A 16,430-nucleotide genomic window follows, 5' to 3' on the forward strand; every position below is an offset into this window, starting at 1 on the left:
TCATACGGTAGTGCAGAATCTGCCCGGGATTCGCCTGGCAAACCAGCGATGCGAACGGCCCAAAGCCGTCCTCTACAGGTTGGTCTGGATGCCGCCGTCGCAGCCCGCATTGCCGACATTCGCTGCACTTGCTCGATCTCAACGGTGGTAGATATCCCGACCGCGGACAAAGGGCGCTTTCGCGGCAACCGCTCCCAAGACTGTTTTCGCGAGCTTGCTATCGCCTAGTATAACCAGCTTCGCGCAATCGTTCGCGCAGTTCGGTCATTTTGTTAGGATCTTTCAGAGGAATACGCTCAAGATCCTGAATGCAGATGTCAGGCAATACATCCCGACAGGCATTGACAGCCAGGGCAGCTTGTTCGTGCTGTTCAAGCGCAACGTGGCTGGCGGCCAAAACGAAATGTGCGAAGAACCAGCGAGGCATGCGGTGAATCGCGCGCTCGGCCCATTCGATGGCGCTCTGGTATCGTCCGGCCATGTAATTTGCCAGGGCGAGGCCAGAAAAGCGGAAGAAGATACTCGGGTCCAGCGGGTTTGAGCGGATCGCGATTTGCTGGTTTTCAATGGCTTCTTCCGAACGCCCCAAAATGCCCAGTAAAGTGCCGAGACTTCCATAAGCCAGAGAACAATTAGGGTTCAGGTCAACGGCGCGCTCCAAAGCCGCCAGCGACTCGTCATATTTGAGCAGCCCCCAACAACTGATCCCCAAAGCCCAATGCGCATACTCATTGCGATCGTCCAGCTGGATGGCGCGGCGCGCCAGCGCATAGGCCGCTTCCATCGGCGGTCTTACATCGGGAACAAACCCCATGATTGCGATGTGGTGGTTGATCAGAGACAAGATCATGTTTGCCTCTGCGCTTTCGGGGTCAAGAGCCAATGCCCGCTCCAGCAGGGTCTTGGCATATGCATAACTTTTGGGATTGAAATCATACAGCAGATGCCAGGACCGCATTGTTAGCTCCCAAACCGTCAGATCGGGGCGAGACGCGCGTTCGACGGGTTCCTGAATTGTGCTTAGGTGGACGGTTGTCTGAATCGAGGCCACCACATTTCGGGTGATCTCATCCTGAAGATCGAACACATCCTCAAGCCGCCCATCATAGCGTTCCGACCAGACGTGCCCACCAGTCGCGCCATCGATCAACTGTGCCGTGACGCGTACCCTGTCACCCGACCGCCTGACACTCCCCTCCAGAACAAAACGGACGCCAAGTTCCTCGGCCACGCGCCGGACGTCGACGCTGGATCCCTTGAAAGTAAAGGTCGTGTTGCGTGCGATGATGAAGAGCCAGGGCGAGCGAGACAAGGCCGTTATGATATCGTCACTGATGCCGTCCGAGAAGTATTCCTGTTCAGGGTCTCCCGACATGTTTTCAAAAGCCAGCACGGCGATAGAGGGCTTTTCCGGGCGTGCCGGAGTTTCTCTGGCCCACAAGAGCTGTGCGGGAGAGAGCGCGTCGCGTAGTTCCAGTTTCGAGGATACGCCCAGTTTTCGATAGATCGTCGCCAGGTGCGTGCGCACAGTGGAGGGGGCAAGGCACAGCCGGTCAGCGATCTGCTGATAGTTTTCGCCGCGTGCGTAGTCTTCGGCGATCTGACGTTCGCGGTTGCTGAGGTCGCTTGCGTTCGATGGTTCCTGGGTCACGGGCCGGCCTCTTGAATGGCTCTGATCATACGTGCGTTTTCGAGGGCAATCACACTTTGGGCCGCGAACATCTGGGCAAGCCGGGTGGTGTCTTCGGAAAATGGCCGCACGGTTTGCCGGTAAAGGGCGAAGGCGCCGACGAGTTCGTTCCCAGCAAGCATCGGAATAGCTACAAACGACCGTGCTCCGCCTAGATCGGCGGTGGCATGGCGCAATGGATCGTCGCTCTTGTATACGTCCTCGGATTTAACGTCGAAGATATTGATCACCTCGCGTTGCGCATCCATGCGACCAAGGCCGGTACGGGGGCTGACCGTGAACCAGCCCTGATCGTCAAACCAGGTTTTGAAAGCCGGCGGAATCCCAAGGGTGAAGGTCGCGTGAAATTTCCTGTTCTGTCCGTATTCGAACATGACACCAAATTCTGCATCACAGAGTTCAAGCGCATAGGACAGGATTGACGGCAGCACGGCGTCCAGGTCACCCCTCGTCGTGCTGATAATCCTCAACACCTCGCTGAGTGCTTTTTCACGACTGATCGCTTCTTCGAGGCTCAGCGCCAGTTCTGAAATCACCGAGGTCATTTCGGACTGGCTCCGGGACTGAGGGGGCTCGCCATTCAAGCGCGTTGCCAGTTCCTGTTTCGAGGACACTTCCAGCTTTCGATAAATGGTCGCCAGATGAGTGCGCACCGTCGATGGTGCTATACACAATGTATCGGCAATCTTTTGATAGGTTGCTCCCGCGGAATAGGATTGCGCGATTTGCAATTCCCTTGGAGTAAGATCGACCGGTGATGACATGCTTGATGCCCCCTGAAATTCCCTAGGTTTCAGTGTGGGTACCGCTGGCGCAACAAGCAATCCTACAAATGCTGTAGTCAAAATACTGCACGAGGAACGCCGGTTTTACCGCATCTGCACGATTCCGGGCATCCGCGCCACTGGCCTAGGCTGATCCCCATAACTTAATCATGGAGGATACCAGGATGTCACAAATTGAAACCGCGCAGACCTTTTTCGAAGCCTGTGAAACCGGCAAGGGCTGGGACGGCTGCAAGTCCTGGTGCCACGAAGGGGCTACGTTTTCCTGCCAGGCGGATGCCCTGGCCGACACGACGACACTCGCCGCCTATGCAGACTGGATGAAGGGACTTTTGACGCCTGTTCCGGATGGTCATTACGAGCTGACCGCCTTTGCGGCTGACGAGACACGCGGAAAAGTTGTCGCCGCGGCGAGGTTTCACGGAACCCAGACTGGCGACGGGGGTCCGGTGGCGCCGACAGGCAATTCGGTTATGTCCGACTACGCCTATGTCATCCAGTTCGACGGCGACAAGATTTGCCACATGACCAAGATCTGGAACGACGTGCAGGCGCTGCGCGGGCTGGGGTGGGCGTGATGCGCTGGCGCATACTTGCTCTGCTGTTTCTGGCCCGCGTCGGACTTGGGGTTCAGTTTCAGACAGTGGCGTCCGTGGGCGACGACCTGGTCGTCGCCTTCGGGCTCGATTATGTGGGTATCGGTTTCCTCATTGGGCTGTTCATGGCGCCTGGTCTGTTTCTGGCGATGCCTGCCGGGTATTGGGGCCGCTTCGTTTCAGATCGCATCATGGTCGTGTTTGGATTGGGTGCGCTGGCTTTGGGTGGGACCGTGTCATCCCTTGCGACGGAAAGCTGGACCATCGGGCTGGGCCGTGTCGTAGCCGGGGCCGGTTTCTTGTTCTCGACACTTTATTTCACGAAAATGGTCGCGGACTGGTTTGAAGGCCGTGAAATTGCTACCGCCATGAGCGTTCTGGTGATGAGTTGGCCCTTCGGGATTGCGATGGGCCAGGTCGGTCATGCCTGGCTTGCGCATGCCCATGGCTGGCAGGTCCCGTTTCAGGTGGCTTCTGTCTATTGCCTGGTCGCGGCGCTTGGGGTTTTTCTGTTTTATCGGCCACCGCATGAATTGCCGCATGCAACAATCGGTTCGAGCGCGGTCATGACGGCTCAGGAATGGCGCTTGATTTTCTGCGCCGCTGCCGCCTGGGGCACGTTCAATGCCGCCTATGTCACGTATCTGTCCTTTGGGCCAAAGGTTCTTGAAGGCCTTGGACAATCCGCTATCGCCGCCGCTGGTATCATCAGTATTGGAAGCTGGATCATGATTTTCTCGGGCGCCTTGTGCGGGCAGATTGTGGACCGCTTCGGTGGGCGGAACACCGTCTTGGCCATCTGCATGGGCGGAGCGGTCGCAGCGCTTTTGTTGCTTGGCCTGCCCGGGGCCGGCTTTGGCGCAAGCCTGTTGTTCGGCCTTATCGGCATGGCACCTGCAGGGGTGATCATGGCAATGGCAGGCCAAGCCTTGCGTCCACAGGTACGGGCCTTTGGAATGGGCATCTTCTTCACCGTGTACTATGCGATCATGTTGGTCACCCCACCGGTCGCGGGTGCGATCCTGGATGCCTCAGGCAATGCTCAGGGGCCCATATGGCTTGCCATCATCTTGTTCGCTTCAGTGATCCCGCTTGCGCTGGCATTCCAATATTTCAAGACCGCGCCATTTTGGGGTTTCGAAAGGAAAGTCTGATCATGGATATTCGAAAAACCGTTTTCACCAGGGAAATCATTGCTTCTGATGAAATGGGCAATCCCTGTGAACCGATCACGCGTGTCGCCGCGATGGCGGTCGTGAGAAACCCATTTGCCGGGATCGATCAACAAGACCTGTCGTGGCTGTTCAATGTCGGAGCGCGGCTTGGTCAATCTTTGGCACCCGAGCTTGTAGAGATGTTGGGTGGACAGCCCGTTTGCAACGGCAAGGCCGCACTCATTGGGTCTTCTGGCGCGATGGAGCATGGCGCGGCGGTGCTGCACCCCGCACTCGGCAAACCCGTGCGTGCAGCCGTGGGCGGCGGCAAGGCTCTTATGCCATCCAACCACAAGGTCGGGGCTTTGGGGGGCTGCATCGATCTGCCGCTGGGGCACAAGGACGAGCCCTGGTCGTTCGATTACATCGACACGATGACCATCTGGGTTCCTGACGCGCCTCGTGCTGACGAAATTGTGCTTTGCACCGGGATGTCGGACGGAACCCGTGCGTATCCAAGAGTTGGAAGCGGCCCAAGCGCGACTTAGAAAAGCGATTTCGGTTGATGCAGATCGCGCGACTGCCGTCATTCTTGATGTGCTCAGCATCGCGCACTTTGCGCTCTCACCCGACCTTCTACGCACGCGCACATGTGCATGCTAAGCTGAGGTGCCAACGTCTGGTTGGCGCTGTGGTGGATCGAGGCGGATGAGAGGAACCATCATGACCATTGCAAACTTACCTGCCATTCGAGCCTGCCGCCCTGCTTGGAACAAGGGCGGCGTTGTCGGCCAAAAACGCCCGCTGATGCCGAAACATGTCTGGGCCATCCGCGTGCGGCTAGAAATCGCCAAGAGCCATCGTGATCTAGCTCTGTTCAACCTTGCCATCGACAGCAAGCTTCGCGGTTGCGATCTGGTGAAACTGAAAGTCGCGGACATCTACGCCTCGGGTCAGGTCAAGGAACGGGCTTCGATTGTCCAAAGCAAGACCCAGCGACCCGTGCGGTTTGAGATCACCGAGGGCACACGCAAATCAATTCTGCGATGGATGGAGGAGCCGCTGATGGTTGGTTCGGAATACCTGTGGCCCGGTCGGTTTCACGAACGGCTGCATATTTCGACCCGGCAATATGCGCGGCTTGTCCGTGAATGGGTCAAATCTATCGGGCTCGATCCCACATCTTTCGGAACCCATTCTATGAGACGAACCAAGGTTGCACACATTTATCGCAAAACCGGCAACCTGCGTGCGGTTCAACTATTACTCGGCCATACGAAGATGGATAGCACCGTTCGATACCTTGGCGTCGAACTCGAAGATGCGTTGGCGATCTCAGAAGCCGTTGAAATCTAAAGACATGGGCCGTCTTCGCGGACGGCCCATACCTGCCGTTCACGGCCTCCCTGGTCGCTGCAGCGCATTCCCTAAACCGGACCTTCATGCGACCATGCAGCATTTACTCAGAGCAAACGACCACAACGCGGACGAAGCGGGCCTTCAAGTTAAGCGCCAGAATGCATCAGCGGGTTTCTCTGGTCGGGAAACAGCCTTCCGCCTAAACCCGTGGGTTTCAAGAAACCAAGCGTACAAGGCCAACTCAAATACCTAAGCCGGTTTCATGCGTATCATGATCAGGGGGGCCCCACGGCGCAGTCTGCAATCATATGACTCACCTTCTTAATTATGTTATGCTAACACAAATTGGGTAAATGGTCTTGCACCATCCAATGCGCCTTTTTGCTTTGTCGGGCGCCCTGCCTGACTGCCGATTTAGGTAAGTTTTGTTTCAAGGAATTTCAGCACATGAATTTTCGATCCCTTACGATCTTAACTTTACTCACCTGCGCTGCTCCAATTTCGTCCGCCCTTGCGGCTCCTGACGCGCCGCGCGAGGTCACAGCGACGGTTTCCCACAAAACCGGTGGACCCTTCTTTCTGATCTGGCGTGGCGATGAAGAAACCGGCTTCTATCGGGTTGAGAAAAAGCGACATGGCAGCGATGACGCCTCTTGGGTGTCCGTCGGCGAAACCGATATGCCGCACTGGATTTTTGACAAGGAACCCTTTGGCCGACAACAGTACCGGATTCAAGGCTGCCTGGATCAATATTCATGCAGCGACTGGGTCTATAGCTCCGAGATCGAAATCTCATCACAGAACCAGTCTTACCCGGTGGCCGAAGGCACGCAATGCGGCCACGCACACCCGCCGACAGAGCTTGCACAGAAATGGGCCCAGTATTTTCAGAAGAGAATGGAATATGCTTCCACGTTGGTGCCCGACGAAGAAGACAGATCACCCGACATTGATCCAAAACGGCTGTTGCTGGACAAGTGGAAATTTGCCGAGATGACCGACGCGCCTAACCACAGCATCGCTGCCGGCCCATTTACAGATGCAGATGGGGATTGCCTGTTGGATGCCAACGATCCTGATCCGTTTGATTCAGACAGCGACGATGACGGTTGGTTTGATGGCCCCTGCAATGCCCGCATCAACCTCGTGTTGACCGGCGTGAAAGCAGAGGACGAAACCGAGGATACTGGAAAAGACGAATTCTATCTAATTGTCGACAAGGCCCGCTTTCCAAATCGGTCGAGTTCCAACGGCTATTGGAGCCTTGATGACGGAGATACGAGAGAAACCGAGATCATTGTTGCAAGTCGAACCCGGGGATTCCTTAGAAACCAGTCACTCGCACAAGTATCTGTGTTCGGCATGGAAGACGACGTTGACCCTTTCGGAGATTGGCAGGCGGATGACACTCTGTTTTCACATGATCTCAACCTGGATGATTTCGACGATGGTCAGTCGTTCACGCTGACGCAATCGGGAAATGATTTCAAGTACGTGCTGACTTTCCGGGTGGATGTGGAGCCCTTTGCGGATCCTGATGTCCAGGACGCTACCGCTGATCGGGATGGCGACGGCGTCTCAGATGAAGATGAGGCCGAGATTGCCCGGGTCTTTGGCGGGGTCGCTGATCCGTTTCGAAAGGACATTGTCGTGGAGGTGGACAACTTTCGAAGCGGCCGCACCTACATCGATGCGATGCGCCAGGTTCACACGGCCTTTGCCCGCAAAGGGGTGGCGCTTTACACCCTTCAGACCCAGCTCGATCGCGACACCTGCCTCAGCCGGGCAGAAGTCAGGGATCACTACAACAACAGCTTTGATTTTGCGCCGCTCAGAGGTGTCCGCTACGCGATGCTGGCAAATGGCATTTACAATGATCGCTCAGGGGTTGCGCTTGGTAGATCCTTTGTCAGTTCCAAGCCAACGGTCCGGTTTGGACTTGAGCGGGCCATGGCTGGGACATTCATGCACGAGTTGGGCCATACGCTGGGGCTGCGGCAGAGCGACTTTCACCTGATCGACAAGTTCTCGCTGGTCAACCTGGACTACCAAAGCTCCATGACCTATTTCTTCCAGCCGCTGCTTGTCAGGTTTTCGTCGAATGGTGGTGGGTTCACCGACAATTTCGACGATTGGGAGCATATCTCGGTTGATACATCTCCCAACCCGCAGTCGGGAAATCAGTCGCGATTCACGCTCTCGACAACGGGGTTTGGTAATCTGATGCAGACGGGATCTGACGTCTGCCAGTAGAGCCAGCCTGAACCGCGAAATAGACGGCGAAGGCGGCGCTGATTGCAGAAAAAATGGCGGGTTTCGGCCCAAACCTGCCGCTCACGGGCTCGCTTGTCGCTGCAGCGCAGGTTCCACTAACCGGACGTTTATGTTACGACGCAGCATTTGCTCAGTGCAAACGACCGCAAAGCGGACGTAGCTGCCGTTCGCTGCTGCGCGGCGTTGATAGACCGGCTGTACGACCGTTGTGCGGACAAACCTGTTTTTTGTCTCGGGTGCACATGCCGAGGGAGACCCATGACCGCTCTGGAGGCTGTCTAGCCAACAGGTCACAGCGCCAGGAACATGGAAATCAAACAAGTGACTTATTCGCCAACAATGTCAGACAGCGAACAATCCAACCGATCACAAAGCCGTGGCAGTTCTTCCGCGTAAAGCCGCAACCTTCCCAATTCGATCTGGTTGATCCGGGTCGACGAGGAATGTCCCAGCGCCGCGGCCAAGTCACCTTGGGTGAGACCGTTTTCCAGTCTGAGGCGTCTGAGGCGCTTGCCAATTTCGACCCGCGTTCGCTGCATGTCTAAATCAAACATGGGAAGGCGCCGCCGAATATCGTGCTTAGCTTTCCGCAGCGCGCAGTGTCATGTACGGCCAAGCAGGAATTAAACGCTAAGTGTTTAGGGGTGTTGAACACGCCAAGCAGCCTCAGTCATGTCTGGATCGGTTGCAGAGAAGGTTAACCGAGGCAGCAACGCAGGCCCCTTCCAAATTGCCGCGCCCGGTCGCGCCCGTACAGGTCGGCGGGCGCGTGCGATGCGTTGGTCAGTAGGCCTGCTCATTGCGGATCTTGTACGTCCAGGCCAGCTTCGCGTTCTTCCAGCCGTTCACACTCCGCACACCATTGGGGTCCTTGTCGCCCTCAAAGCCGTCCACGACCGAATAGACGGACGTGTATCCGAGTTGACCAAGCAGATCGGCAGCGCGCGCACTGCGGCTTCCCGAACGGCACATCAGGATGATCGGTGCCTCTTTCGACAAGCCACGCTCCTGCAAGAAGCCCGCGACCTCGTGATCGAAGTTGGAATTCACCTCCATCTTGTATGTGCCCTTCTCGGCGTCGAACTCCCAGAATTCATCCATCACCATGTAAGGAATATTCTTGTCGACCTCCGCCGCGATGCCCACGAAAGACACCTCGGCACGGGTGCGGATGTCGATCAGGACCGCATCATCGTTTTGCGCCAGAAAGTCCGAGGCCTCTTGCGCGGTCAGGTACAGGTTCAATGCGCTACGTTTCTTTTCAGGCACGGTGGCCGGGTCCACGGCCGAAACGAATTTTACGGTACTTTCTGCTACAACGGCCGAAGGCACCAAGACCAGGCCAACGGCAAAAGCGACATACAGGCCGCGACACTTATCAATGATTGTCATTTGAAAATCCTCCGCTCACTCTGGGCGTATCCAAACGCGTGAACCCGAGGGGGCCTTTCGCGCAAGTTGACGTTACGTGAAGGATATTGCTTGCTTTTAGCATAGTTGTTGCACGAATGTTAAATCGTGTTTCATGCTGGGGGGAGGCAACGTGGCACAGGGCGCAAACGCCGACAGAGTTCTCGTGATCGAAGACGATCTCTTTGTGCAGGGATTGATGAGTTCGCTGCTTGAGAGCGAAGGGTTTGCAACAGCGCGCGCTGGAACCGCGATGCAAGCTCTGGCCGAACTCGAACGTGTTTCCATCTCCGCCATTCTGCTGGATCTTGGGTTGCCGGACGAAGAGGGTCTTGCGCTGCTCCGAAAGCTGCGCCTGCGTACGGCAGCGCCGGTCATTGTTGTTACGGCCTCCGAAGGCATCGATGAACGTCTTGCCGCGCTGGAACTCGGGGCCGATGACTTTGTCGTCAAACCGGTTGAGCCACGTGAACTTATCCTGCGTCTGAAGCACGCGATCAGCGGGTCGGCTCAGTCAGAGAAAACCAGATTTGAGGCAGCGGGCTGGTGTCTTGATCTTGCAAGCCGCGTTTTGCGCGACCCCGAGGGGACCAGTGTCGAGCTGCGCCGTGCGGAATTCAATCTTCTTGCTGCGCTGTTCCGGGCGCGGGGACGCGTTCTGACGCGGGATGAGCTTCTGGACGCGATCTCGACCGGGCCCGAGGCGCCTACCGAACGCACCGTGGACGTTCTGGTTAGCCGGATCCGCAAAAAGACAGGCGCCTTGGGAACCGGATTAATCGTGACAGTCACCGGGGTGGGCTACACGTTACGCCCGTTCTCGCCGTAGAGTTTCAAGTCAACCGTGCGCTGCCGGTTTCGCCGCGGTGGGCCATATGGTCATCAATCTCGGCCCGCGCGCGATCGAGATCTGCGCTGAGCGCGGCCAGATCGATCGTCGTCCCTTTGCCTGATCGGAGCAAAGCCGACCGAGTTTCGAGAGTCTTGCCCAGACGTAGTAGCCCAACCGTGGATAAAGCGCCCGCCAGTTTGTGCAGCCCGACGGCCATGGCGGTCTGATTGCCGGACTGGAGCGCGCCGGCAAGCCGTTCAAGCTCAGCCTCGACCGTTTGGTTAAACTCGGCAATCAGTTGCCGGGTGTGCGCTGCCCCAAGCATCTGGACATATCCTTCGAGATAAGACGGCTCGAAATGCGCAATCTGCGCCTCATCGGCCTGTTCGTCAGCCCGCTGAAGGTCCAGAACACCGAGAATCCCGCGATGCAATGTCTCGCCGCTCACCGGTTTGGCAAGAAGCAGGTCAAACCCGATCGAGGCGCTTTCCATTCTCAGGTCATCGTCATAGGCGGCCGTCAGGCCGATCAGCCGGGCCTTGTCCTTGCGGCGGCGTAAGCGGCGTCCCAATTGCAGACCGTCCATGTCAGGCATGTAAATATCGGTGACAATGGCATCGAACTGATGGGCAGAGGCACGCTCGAGCGCCACCGTACCAGACTCCGCAGTTTCAACCACATGCCCGTAGTGCGTGAGCAACTCTCTGACAACGTCCCGGTTGAGTGGCACGTCGTCCACGACAAGAATGTGCAAGGACTCGCTCGTACCATATTGGTCCGAAGACCGCGCCACTTCCGTGGTCTCTAGCGCCGGGGCGGTAGCACTATGCAGGTCCAAAGAGAAATAGAACCGACTGCCCGCGCCCTGCCGGCTTTCCACCTCAAGGTTTCCGCCCATAGCATGCACCAACTCGTGGCTGATCGACAGGCCCAGACCCGTACCCTCGGACGCTCCGCGCCCTGCATTTGAAAGCTGAACGAAGGGCTTGAAAAGGCGCTCCTTGTCCTGCTCCGCGATGCCAATGCCCGTATCTGCCACCGAGAACGTAATGCGCGCCTTGCCGGCGTCCGCGCTTTCGCTTTTCAACACAACCTCGACGCGGCCTTTGTCGGTGAATTTCACAGCATTGCTGACCAGATTGAGGAGAACCTGCCGTAGCCGTGCTTCATCGGCCTCGACATATTCAGGCACGTTGCCTTCAGTTCTGAAGACAAGATCCAACCCCTTGTCGGCAGCCCTCGCGGACATCAGATTGCACATACTCCGCGTCACATCCACGAGTGCCACTCGGGACAGTTTCAGTTCATCCTTTCCGGCCTCTGATTTCGCCAGCTGCAATACGTCGTTCAGCAAGGACAGCAACGCGTTGCCCGCATGTTTGAGATTGTTCACATGGTCCCGCTGAGCGCGGTCGAGCCGCGTGCGTCCGAGCAATTCCACCGTGCCCATGATCCCGTTCAGCGGTGTTCGAACCTCATGACTGAGCATGGCGAGGAACGTGGATTTCTCACGCCCTTCCTGGATCGCGCGCTCCCGCTCGCCTCGGAGTTGGCGCACCCTGTCGGCAAGAGCAAGCGACAGGATGAGCATTTCGAGAAGAACGGACGAGTTGATCGCGGCGCCCGAGGGCGGTCTTTCCAGATACCCCATCATGGCAATCATCGCGATGAGCGTCATCGCGACCATCGGCGTCCATCCGATAAGAATGAACAGCGATTGCCGGACACCGCGAAAAATGCCGATCAATGACGCTGCCAGCACGAGGAAGGGCACCAGTGCGTAGGTGATCATCCATAGCTCGGCCATGACCAGATAGCCTGCAAACGGGGTGGCGATCACCAAGGCAATCAGGAAGGCAAGGCAGCCCAGCATCAGCCAGGACAGAACCGGACTCCAGTCCCGGACCCGCAGGAACCGCCAGACGAATGCGATCCCGAAAATCTCGATTGCAAACCCGGCGAAGACCGTGATCCACGGGTGTGCGGTCCAGCCCAGCAGCGTCGCGGCAAAGCCGTAGCTGTTGAAGAAAAACAGGAAATAGCTCAACCCGTGCGCCGAGTAGAGAAAGTAATCGAATTCCCGCAAGGCCACGCCCAGAAACAGGTTGTAGAGAACCAGAAAGATCATCCCCCCCATCAGGGAGTAGACAATGAAATGCCGGTTAACGCGGGGGGTATTCAGCGCATAGTCCGGACCGGCCTTGATCGAATAGTTGATCAGACTGCGTGATTGCACACGAAGCGCAAGCGTCCGCTCTTCATCCGGCGGCAGTGAAAAAGTCAGCACATGGCTCCCCATACTCTTGACTACCCTCGGGTCGGAAACCTGCCTCAAAAGGCCAGCCTTCACGTGCTGCTCGACGACGCCATCTTTCAAAACGTATAGATCGATGTAATCAGAGCGCGCAGCGAAGACCTCCACCCACCAGCTGGGCACATCGCCGGGGTTAGTGACTTTCTCGACAAGCCAATAGGCATTTCCGCCAGCGGCAACCCGCTGTCGAGGCTGATCTGCGAGCGCTTCGGCTTCCGCGAGCGCCTCCTCCAATGTTAACGTCCCGTCGCGATCCAGCACGATCGTGCCTTCGTAGAAGATGTCCCGCACCTCTGCGGTTTCCAGGGCGGCCGCTGTCGTTGCGCACATCAAGGCGAGCAAGACGATGGCTACACGTCTGACACAATGCATGAGATCATATCCCCCCAGATACACGAGAACTTTGACGCTCTCAGGGAAAACGGTCAATCTTCTCTATTGCTATAACTGCATCGGAATACGCAGCCGCCCGGCTATATAGAGGTGCCGCACCTCAATATTTGCCGTTTCGGCCTAACGGGCGCCTTTCGCCTCAGCTGCGAACAAATGAAACGTCATCTAGTCTGCCAAGTGCTCAAACTGCCGCTCGCTGCATAGCAGCAGCCTATGACGAATTTTACGTCTCCTTTGGGCTCTAAGCCGTCATACGGTAATGCGGAATCTGCCCGGGATTCGCTTGGCAAACCAGCGATACGAACGGCCCGTAGCGGTCATTGAGCTGAACGCAAGCACGCTGGGCTGTGTTCCACCAATGCTGCCGTTCGGGTTGGTTGCTAAAACAGTTGCGACCAACTCCCTCCTCGAAAGAAGTTGCCGAGATGACTTGTCCGCGCAAATTCCTCAACCCACGGTGGCAGCATAGCACAATGGGGTATTCTCAGATGAGTCTCCGTAGGTGGGCTTTGGTTTTCGGTGTTGCTTGGGTCGGCTTGGCAACCATAGACACAGACGAGGCTGACAAAACACGAGCAAGGCCTGCCGCACCTTCTACGGTTCCTGCACCAAGAGTTACTTTTAAGCCTATCGAACAGATAGCAGCTCCAAGGGCCGTCCCGAAGCCTGAGATGCGCAGAACTCTCTATGTAACTGGATAGGTTGTGAATGTCCGAAGTGGCCCCAGTACCGCCTACAATAAATTGTTTCAGTTGCGCAAAGGTCAAGCCGTCAAGGAACTCGAGACTCGCGACGGCTGGACAAAACTGTCTTCAAATAACCACTCGGGATGTCCTTGCCATCGACGCGCGCAAGCATGGCGATCGCATCACGTCTACGGATTATGAGGACCCGGGTGTCTATCTTCAGTCGGGTTACCTGGACGCTGCGGGCAAGTTCGCGGCGGAAACCGCTATCGACGTGCGCAGCGCGATAGACGCCTTGGACCAGATCGAAGGCATCGATGCAAACAAGATTGGCGTTGCCGGCTTCTCTCTCGGCGCCATCGTTGGATATCTGGCGACGGCCGTGGACCCAAGGGTCGACGCGGGGCTCTTCATCGGGATGCCACTTCTGCCGATCACAGAGGGCGAGGCCGCTTCGTTCACATCTCCTTTTGCCTACGCTGAGGGTTTTGGCGAACGGAAGGTGGCGCTCGTGGCAGGCACCGAGGACCAGATGTACAGCCGCGAAGGGGTCGATGCCCTAGTTGCTCAGATGCCTCCCGGCACCCAGACATACTGGATCGAGAGCGGTCATGATTTTCCCGACGACACGGCGGGAATCTCGGTCGCGTTTTTCAAAGATGCGTTCTGAAAATGCGAGATGGGCTGGCCGGATTCGGCCAGCCCATGTTCAACGTTGCGCCGTCGCTTCGATTTCGATCAGCATTCGAGGATCGACCAGATCGCAGATGACCATCGTCGCGGCGGGGCGTATATCTCTGAAAATCTTGCCGACTTCTTCGAATACAACGGGAACGTGGGCACGATCTGTTACGTAGTAGTTGACCCTGACGACCTGCTCCAAGGTGAACCCACCTTCGCGAAGTGCCTCGGAAATCGTTTGAAGGCAGTTTCGGGTCTGAGTCACAACACAATCCGGCATTTTCATTTCTTCGTAATTGTATCCTGTGGTTCCCGCGATATGTGCAAAGTCCCCATGGATGACTGCCCGGGAATATCCGGCAGTCTGCTCCATTGGCGATCCCGTCGAGATGAGCTTTCGTTTCATGTCCGCCTCTCCTCTGTTGTGCATGGACGTCCGGGAGACGAGTTTAACAGGGGTCGTGTGACCCGTGAGTGTCACATTCGGTTGCCCTGTTTCGTCGATACGTCATGGACCAGAAGCGGAAGCGTTTATGAAACTTTCTGCGGAAAACGAATTCGAGGCCATGCGGCCAACGCTGATGGGCATCGCCTATCGCTTGCTCGGCACGCGCAATGACGCCGAAGATGCGGTGCAAGACGTGTTCATCCGGTGGTACGAACAGCAGGCTTCGGCGAATCCAGTCGATAATCCACAGGCCTGGCTGACAAAGGTCTGTACCAACCGTTGTCTCGACATCCTCAAGTCTGCACATCACAAGCGCATGACCTATGTTGGCCCATGGCTGCCCGAACCCCTTCAAACGGAAATGGTGGGTTCGACCGAGGAAACGGCTGAGCGCGGCAACTCGCTTGATTACGCCTTCATGGTTGTTCTGGAAAGGTTGTCACCGAAAGAACGGGCGGCTTATCTGCTAAGAGAGATCTTCGATCGCGACTATGGTGAAGTCGCCGATATCCTGGCGATCAGCGAGGTCAACTGCCGCAAAATCGTGTCGCGCGCGCGGCGGCGGGTGAGCGATGGTTCCGTGCGCGTGGAAAACTCGGCCACGATGCAAAAAGCCTTGTTGGTGGCGTTCAGGAAGGCTCTTCACACGGGCGACACAAGGTCATTTGCCAATATGCTGAGCCGCTCGATCGAGTTGCATGCAGATGGTGGCGGCAAGGTTGTTGCCGCACAGGACGTGCTGCGGGGCGATAAGTTGATTGTCAATTTCGTCCGGCATGGCCTGTACCACGCGTGGCGTAGGCTTGACCTGATCGAGGTACAGGTCAACGGCGGGCCCGGTCTCCTGTTGCGACGGGGCGAAGAAATCGTCGGCTGCGTGACTTGTGAAATCGACGGCGATAACCATGCGGACCGCCTGTTCATTCTGCGAAATCCAGAGAAGCTGGCCCAGCTCGGCATGAGATCACGGGTCGATCTCATGAAGGGTGAGATATCGTTCTAGCGGGTATCAGACCTGAATGGTCTCGCTTGGGGTATTGGCCAGGGATTTCGTGCACGCCGTTTCTCTTCCGGGCCTGGCACGATGCGTCAGAGCCCAGTTCAAACCATGAGGCTGAAATCGAGATTGAACAAAGATGCCATGGCGTCACAAACCACCGACGACGTTCGTTGGACCTTCACTGAACACAAGCGAAGGAAAACCAAAATGGACCAAATTGCCTTGGACAAGAAACCCATCAACCTGCTGCAACACGCATCTGGCGCACTTCCTGCCTTGCAAGAGGTGGAAAACTGGATTGCGAATTCCAGCCTGGACCGGGACTTCGTACACCTCCTGAAACTACGTGCATCCCAAATGAATGAATGTGCCTACTGCGTGAAAATGCACACGCGCGACGCACGCGACGCTGGCGAAAAGGACGAACGTCTCGATCATCTGGTGATTTGGCGTTATTCGCCGCAGTTTTCCGACGCCGAAAAGGCCGCGCTGGCATGGATGGAGGCAATGACCTCACTCAAGCCGGCAATGGACTATGGATCCCTGCGCGGTGAGCTGCGCAGGCACTACGACGATGCTGCTATCGCCGCGCTCACATTGGTCGGGAGCATGATCAACCTTTGGAACCGGGTGCAGGTCTCAAACCACTGACCGGAGCGGAACGCTGGGCTCTCGGGCTGGGGCTTTTGCTTGACTGTTTGATCAATGAATGCCCCAGCCCACTTTTCGGTGGAAAATCCGAGTGTGGTTTCATGTGTCCAGCCTGATGTGCGGTACGCTGACGGATCTGTGTACTCTAGAGTATCCA

Annotated in this window: 16 protein-coding genes; 10 read left to right on the forward strand and 6 right to left on the reverse strand. The window is 56.8% G+C overall.

The features are described 5' to 3' along the window. Nucleotides 1–217: 217 nt before the first annotated feature. Together NO357_RS02180 and NO357_RS02185 are read right to left on the reverse strand one after the other, a co-directional pair. On the reverse strand, nt 218–1,651 hold the full coding sequence (locus NO357_RS02180; protein ID WP_306733972.1) for a LuxR C-terminal-related transcriptional regulator: 1,434 nt from the start codon (nt 1,649–1,651) through the stop codon (nt 218–220). Then, on the reverse strand, nt 1,648–2,454 hold the full coding sequence (locus NO357_RS02185) for a LuxR C-terminal-related transcriptional regulator (RefSeq protein ID WP_306733973.1): 807 nt from the start codon (nt 2,452–2,454) through the stop codon (nt 1,648–1,650). Before NO357_RS02185 ends, NO357_RS02180 begins: the two co-directional genes overlap by 4 nt. Nucleotides 2,455–2,639: 185 nt before the next feature. Here NO357_RS02185 and NO357_RS02190 point away from each other — a divergent pair, with 185 nt between their 5' ends. From NO357_RS02190 to NO357_RS02210, 5 genes are all read left to right on the forward strand, one after another. Beyond that, nucleotides 2,640–3,053 (forward strand): ester cyclase, encoded by a 414-nt coding sequence (locus tag NO357_RS02190; RefSeq protein WP_306733974.1) that lies wholly within the window; start codon nt 2,640–2,642, stop codon nt 3,051–3,053. After that, nucleotides 3,053–4,225 (forward strand): MFS transporter, encoded by a 1,173-nt coding sequence (locus tag NO357_RS02195; protein ID WP_306733975.1) that lies wholly within the window; start codon nt 3,053–3,055, stop codon nt 4,223–4,225. The genes NO357_RS02190 and NO357_RS02195 overlap by 1 nt, the downstream gene beginning before the upstream one ends. 2 nt (nt 4,226–4,227) lie before the next feature. Next, nucleotides 4,228–4,773, forward strand: coding sequence for an amino acid synthesis family protein (locus NO357_RS02200; protein WP_306733976.1), 546 nt, complete (start codon nt 4,228–4,230; stop codon nt 4,771–4,773). 175 nt (nt 4,774–4,948) lie between these two features. Continuing rightward, the gene (locus NO357_RS02205) at nt 4,949–5,581 is read left to right on the forward strand and encodes a tyrosine-type recombinase/integrase (RefSeq protein ID WP_306733977.1); all 633 of its coding nucleotides are present in this window, start codon (nt 4,949–4,951) and stop codon (nt 5,579–5,581) included. A 450-nt stretch (nt 5,582–6,031) separates the two neighbouring features. Next, nucleotides 6,032–7,837: a zinc metalloprotease gene (locus NO357_RS02210; protein WP_306733978.1), complete on the forward strand. Its 1,806-nt coding sequence runs from the start codon at nt 6,032–6,034 to the stop codon at nt 7,835–7,837. Nucleotides 7,838–8,184: 347 nt separating this feature from the next. Here the strand turns inward: NO357_RS02210 and NO357_RS02215 are convergent, their stop codons facing one another. Further along, nucleotides 8,185–8,412, reverse strand: coding sequence for a helix-turn-helix domain-containing protein (locus tag NO357_RS02215; protein WP_306733979.1), 228 nt, complete (start codon nt 8,410–8,412; stop codon nt 8,185–8,187). A 229-nt stretch (nt 8,413–8,641) separates the two neighbouring features. After that, on the reverse strand, nt 8,642–9,250 hold the full coding sequence (locus NO357_RS02220) for a rhodanese-like domain-containing protein (RefSeq protein WP_306733980.1): 609 nt from the start codon (nt 9,248–9,250) through the stop codon (nt 8,642–8,644). Nucleotides 9,251–9,434: 184 nt separating this feature from the next. Here NO357_RS02220 and NO357_RS02225 point away from each other — a divergent pair, with 184 nt between their 5' ends. Then, nucleotides 9,435–10,097 carry a response regulator transcription factor gene (locus tag NO357_RS02225; protein WP_306733981.1) on the forward strand — a complete coding sequence of 221 codons (663 nt, stop codon included), beginning with the start codon at nt 9,435–9,437 and terminating at the stop codon, nt 10,095–10,097. Nucleotides 10,098–10,101: 4 nt separating this feature from the next. Here the strand turns inward: NO357_RS02225 and NO357_RS02230 are convergent, their stop codons facing one another. Beyond that, on the reverse strand, nt 10,102–12,843 hold the full coding sequence (locus NO357_RS02230; protein WP_306733982.1) for a hybrid sensor histidine kinase/response regulator: 2,742 nt from the start codon (nt 12,841–12,843) through the stop codon (nt 10,102–10,104). A gap of 668 nt (nt 12,844–13,511) precedes the next feature. Here NO357_RS02230 and NO357_RS21395 point away from each other — a divergent pair. Together NO357_RS21395 and NO357_RS21400 are read left to right on the forward strand one after the other, a co-directional pair. Further along, nucleotides 13,512–13,694 carry an SH3 domain-containing protein gene (locus NO357_RS21395; protein ID WP_376744338.1) on the forward strand — a complete coding sequence of 61 codons (183 nt, stop codon included), beginning with the start codon at nt 13,512–13,514 and terminating at the stop codon, nt 13,692–13,694. A 94-nt stretch (nt 13,695–13,788) separates the two neighbouring features. After that, entirely contained in the window at nt 13,789–14,163 is a 375-nt protein-coding gene (locus NO357_RS21400) for a dienelactone hydrolase family protein (protein ID WP_376744339.1), read from the forward strand. A 39-nt stretch (nt 14,164–14,202) separates the two neighbouring features. Here NO357_RS21400 and NO357_RS02240 read toward each other — a convergent pair whose 3' ends face one another. Beyond that, nucleotides 14,203–14,580 (reverse strand): RidA family protein, encoded by a 378-nt coding sequence (locus NO357_RS02240; RefSeq protein WP_306733984.1) that lies wholly within the window; start codon nt 14,578–14,580, stop codon nt 14,203–14,205. A gap of 127 nt (nt 14,581–14,707) precedes the next feature. Here NO357_RS02240 and sigJ point away from each other — a divergent pair, with 127 nt between their 5' ends. Together sigJ and NO357_RS02250 are read left to right on the forward strand one after the other, a co-directional pair. Then, nucleotides 14,708–15,625, forward strand: a complete 918-nt coding sequence (sigJ, locus tag NO357_RS02245; RefSeq protein WP_306733985.1) for an RNA polymerase sigma factor SigJ — start codon at nt 14,708–14,710, stop codon at nt 15,623–15,625. 204 nt (nt 15,626–15,829) lie between these two features. Beyond that, nucleotides 15,830–16,273 carry a carboxymuconolactone decarboxylase family protein gene (locus tag NO357_RS02250; protein WP_306733986.1) on the forward strand — a complete coding sequence of 148 codons (444 nt, stop codon included), beginning with the start codon at nt 15,830–15,832 and terminating at the stop codon, nt 16,271–16,273. Nucleotides 16,274–16,430 lie beyond the last annotated feature (157 nt).

The sequence above is a fragment of the Marimonas arenosa genome (assembly GCF_030848945.1).
Taxonomy (GTDB): domain Bacteria; phylum Pseudomonadota; class Alphaproteobacteria; order Rhodobacterales; family Rhodobacteraceae; genus Marimonas; species Marimonas arenosa.

Excerpts from the sequence above, each read along its gene's own strand:
- sigJ (WP_306733985.1), top strand. The coding sequence starts at position 14,708 with ATGAAACTTTCTGCGGAAAACGAATTCGAGGCCATGCGGCCAACGCTG.
- NO357_RS02220 (WP_306733980.1), bottom strand. The coding sequence starts at position 9,250 with ATGACAATCATTGATAAGTGTCGCGGCCTGTATGTCGCTTTTGCCGTT.
- NO357_RS02240 (WP_306733984.1), bottom strand. The coding sequence starts at position 14,580 with ATGAAACGAAAGCTCATCTCGACGGGATCGCCAATGGAGCAGACTGCC.
- NO357_RS02200 (WP_306733976.1), top strand. The coding sequence starts at position 4,228 with ATGGATATTCGAAAAACCGTTTTCACCAGGGAAATCATTGCTTCTGAT.
- NO357_RS02250 (WP_306733986.1), top strand. The coding sequence starts at position 15,830 with ATGGACCAAATTGCCTTGGACAAGAAACCCATCAACCTGCTGCAACAC.
- NO357_RS02215 (WP_306733979.1), bottom strand. The coding sequence starts at position 8,412 with ATGTTTGATTTAGACATGCAGCGAACGCGGGTCGAAATTGGCAAGCGC.
- NO357_RS02185 (WP_306733973.1), bottom strand. The coding sequence starts at position 2,454 with ATGTCATCACCGGTCGATCTTACTCCAAGGGAATTGCAAATCGCGCAA.
- NO357_RS02195 (WP_306733975.1), top strand. The coding sequence starts at position 3,053 with ATGCGCTGGCGCATACTTGCTCTGCTGTTTCTGGCCCGCGTCGGACTT.
- NO357_RS02190 (WP_306733974.1), top strand. The coding sequence starts at position 2,640 with ATGTCACAAATTGAAACCGCGCAGACCTTTTTCGAAGCCTGTGAAACC.
- NO357_RS02210 (WP_306733978.1), top strand. The coding sequence starts at position 6,032 with ATGAATTTTCGATCCCTTACGATCTTAACTTTACTCACCTGCGCTGCT.
- NO357_RS02205 (WP_306733977.1), top strand. The coding sequence starts at position 4,949 with ATGACCATTGCAAACTTACCTGCCATTCGAGCCTGCCGCCCTGCTTGG.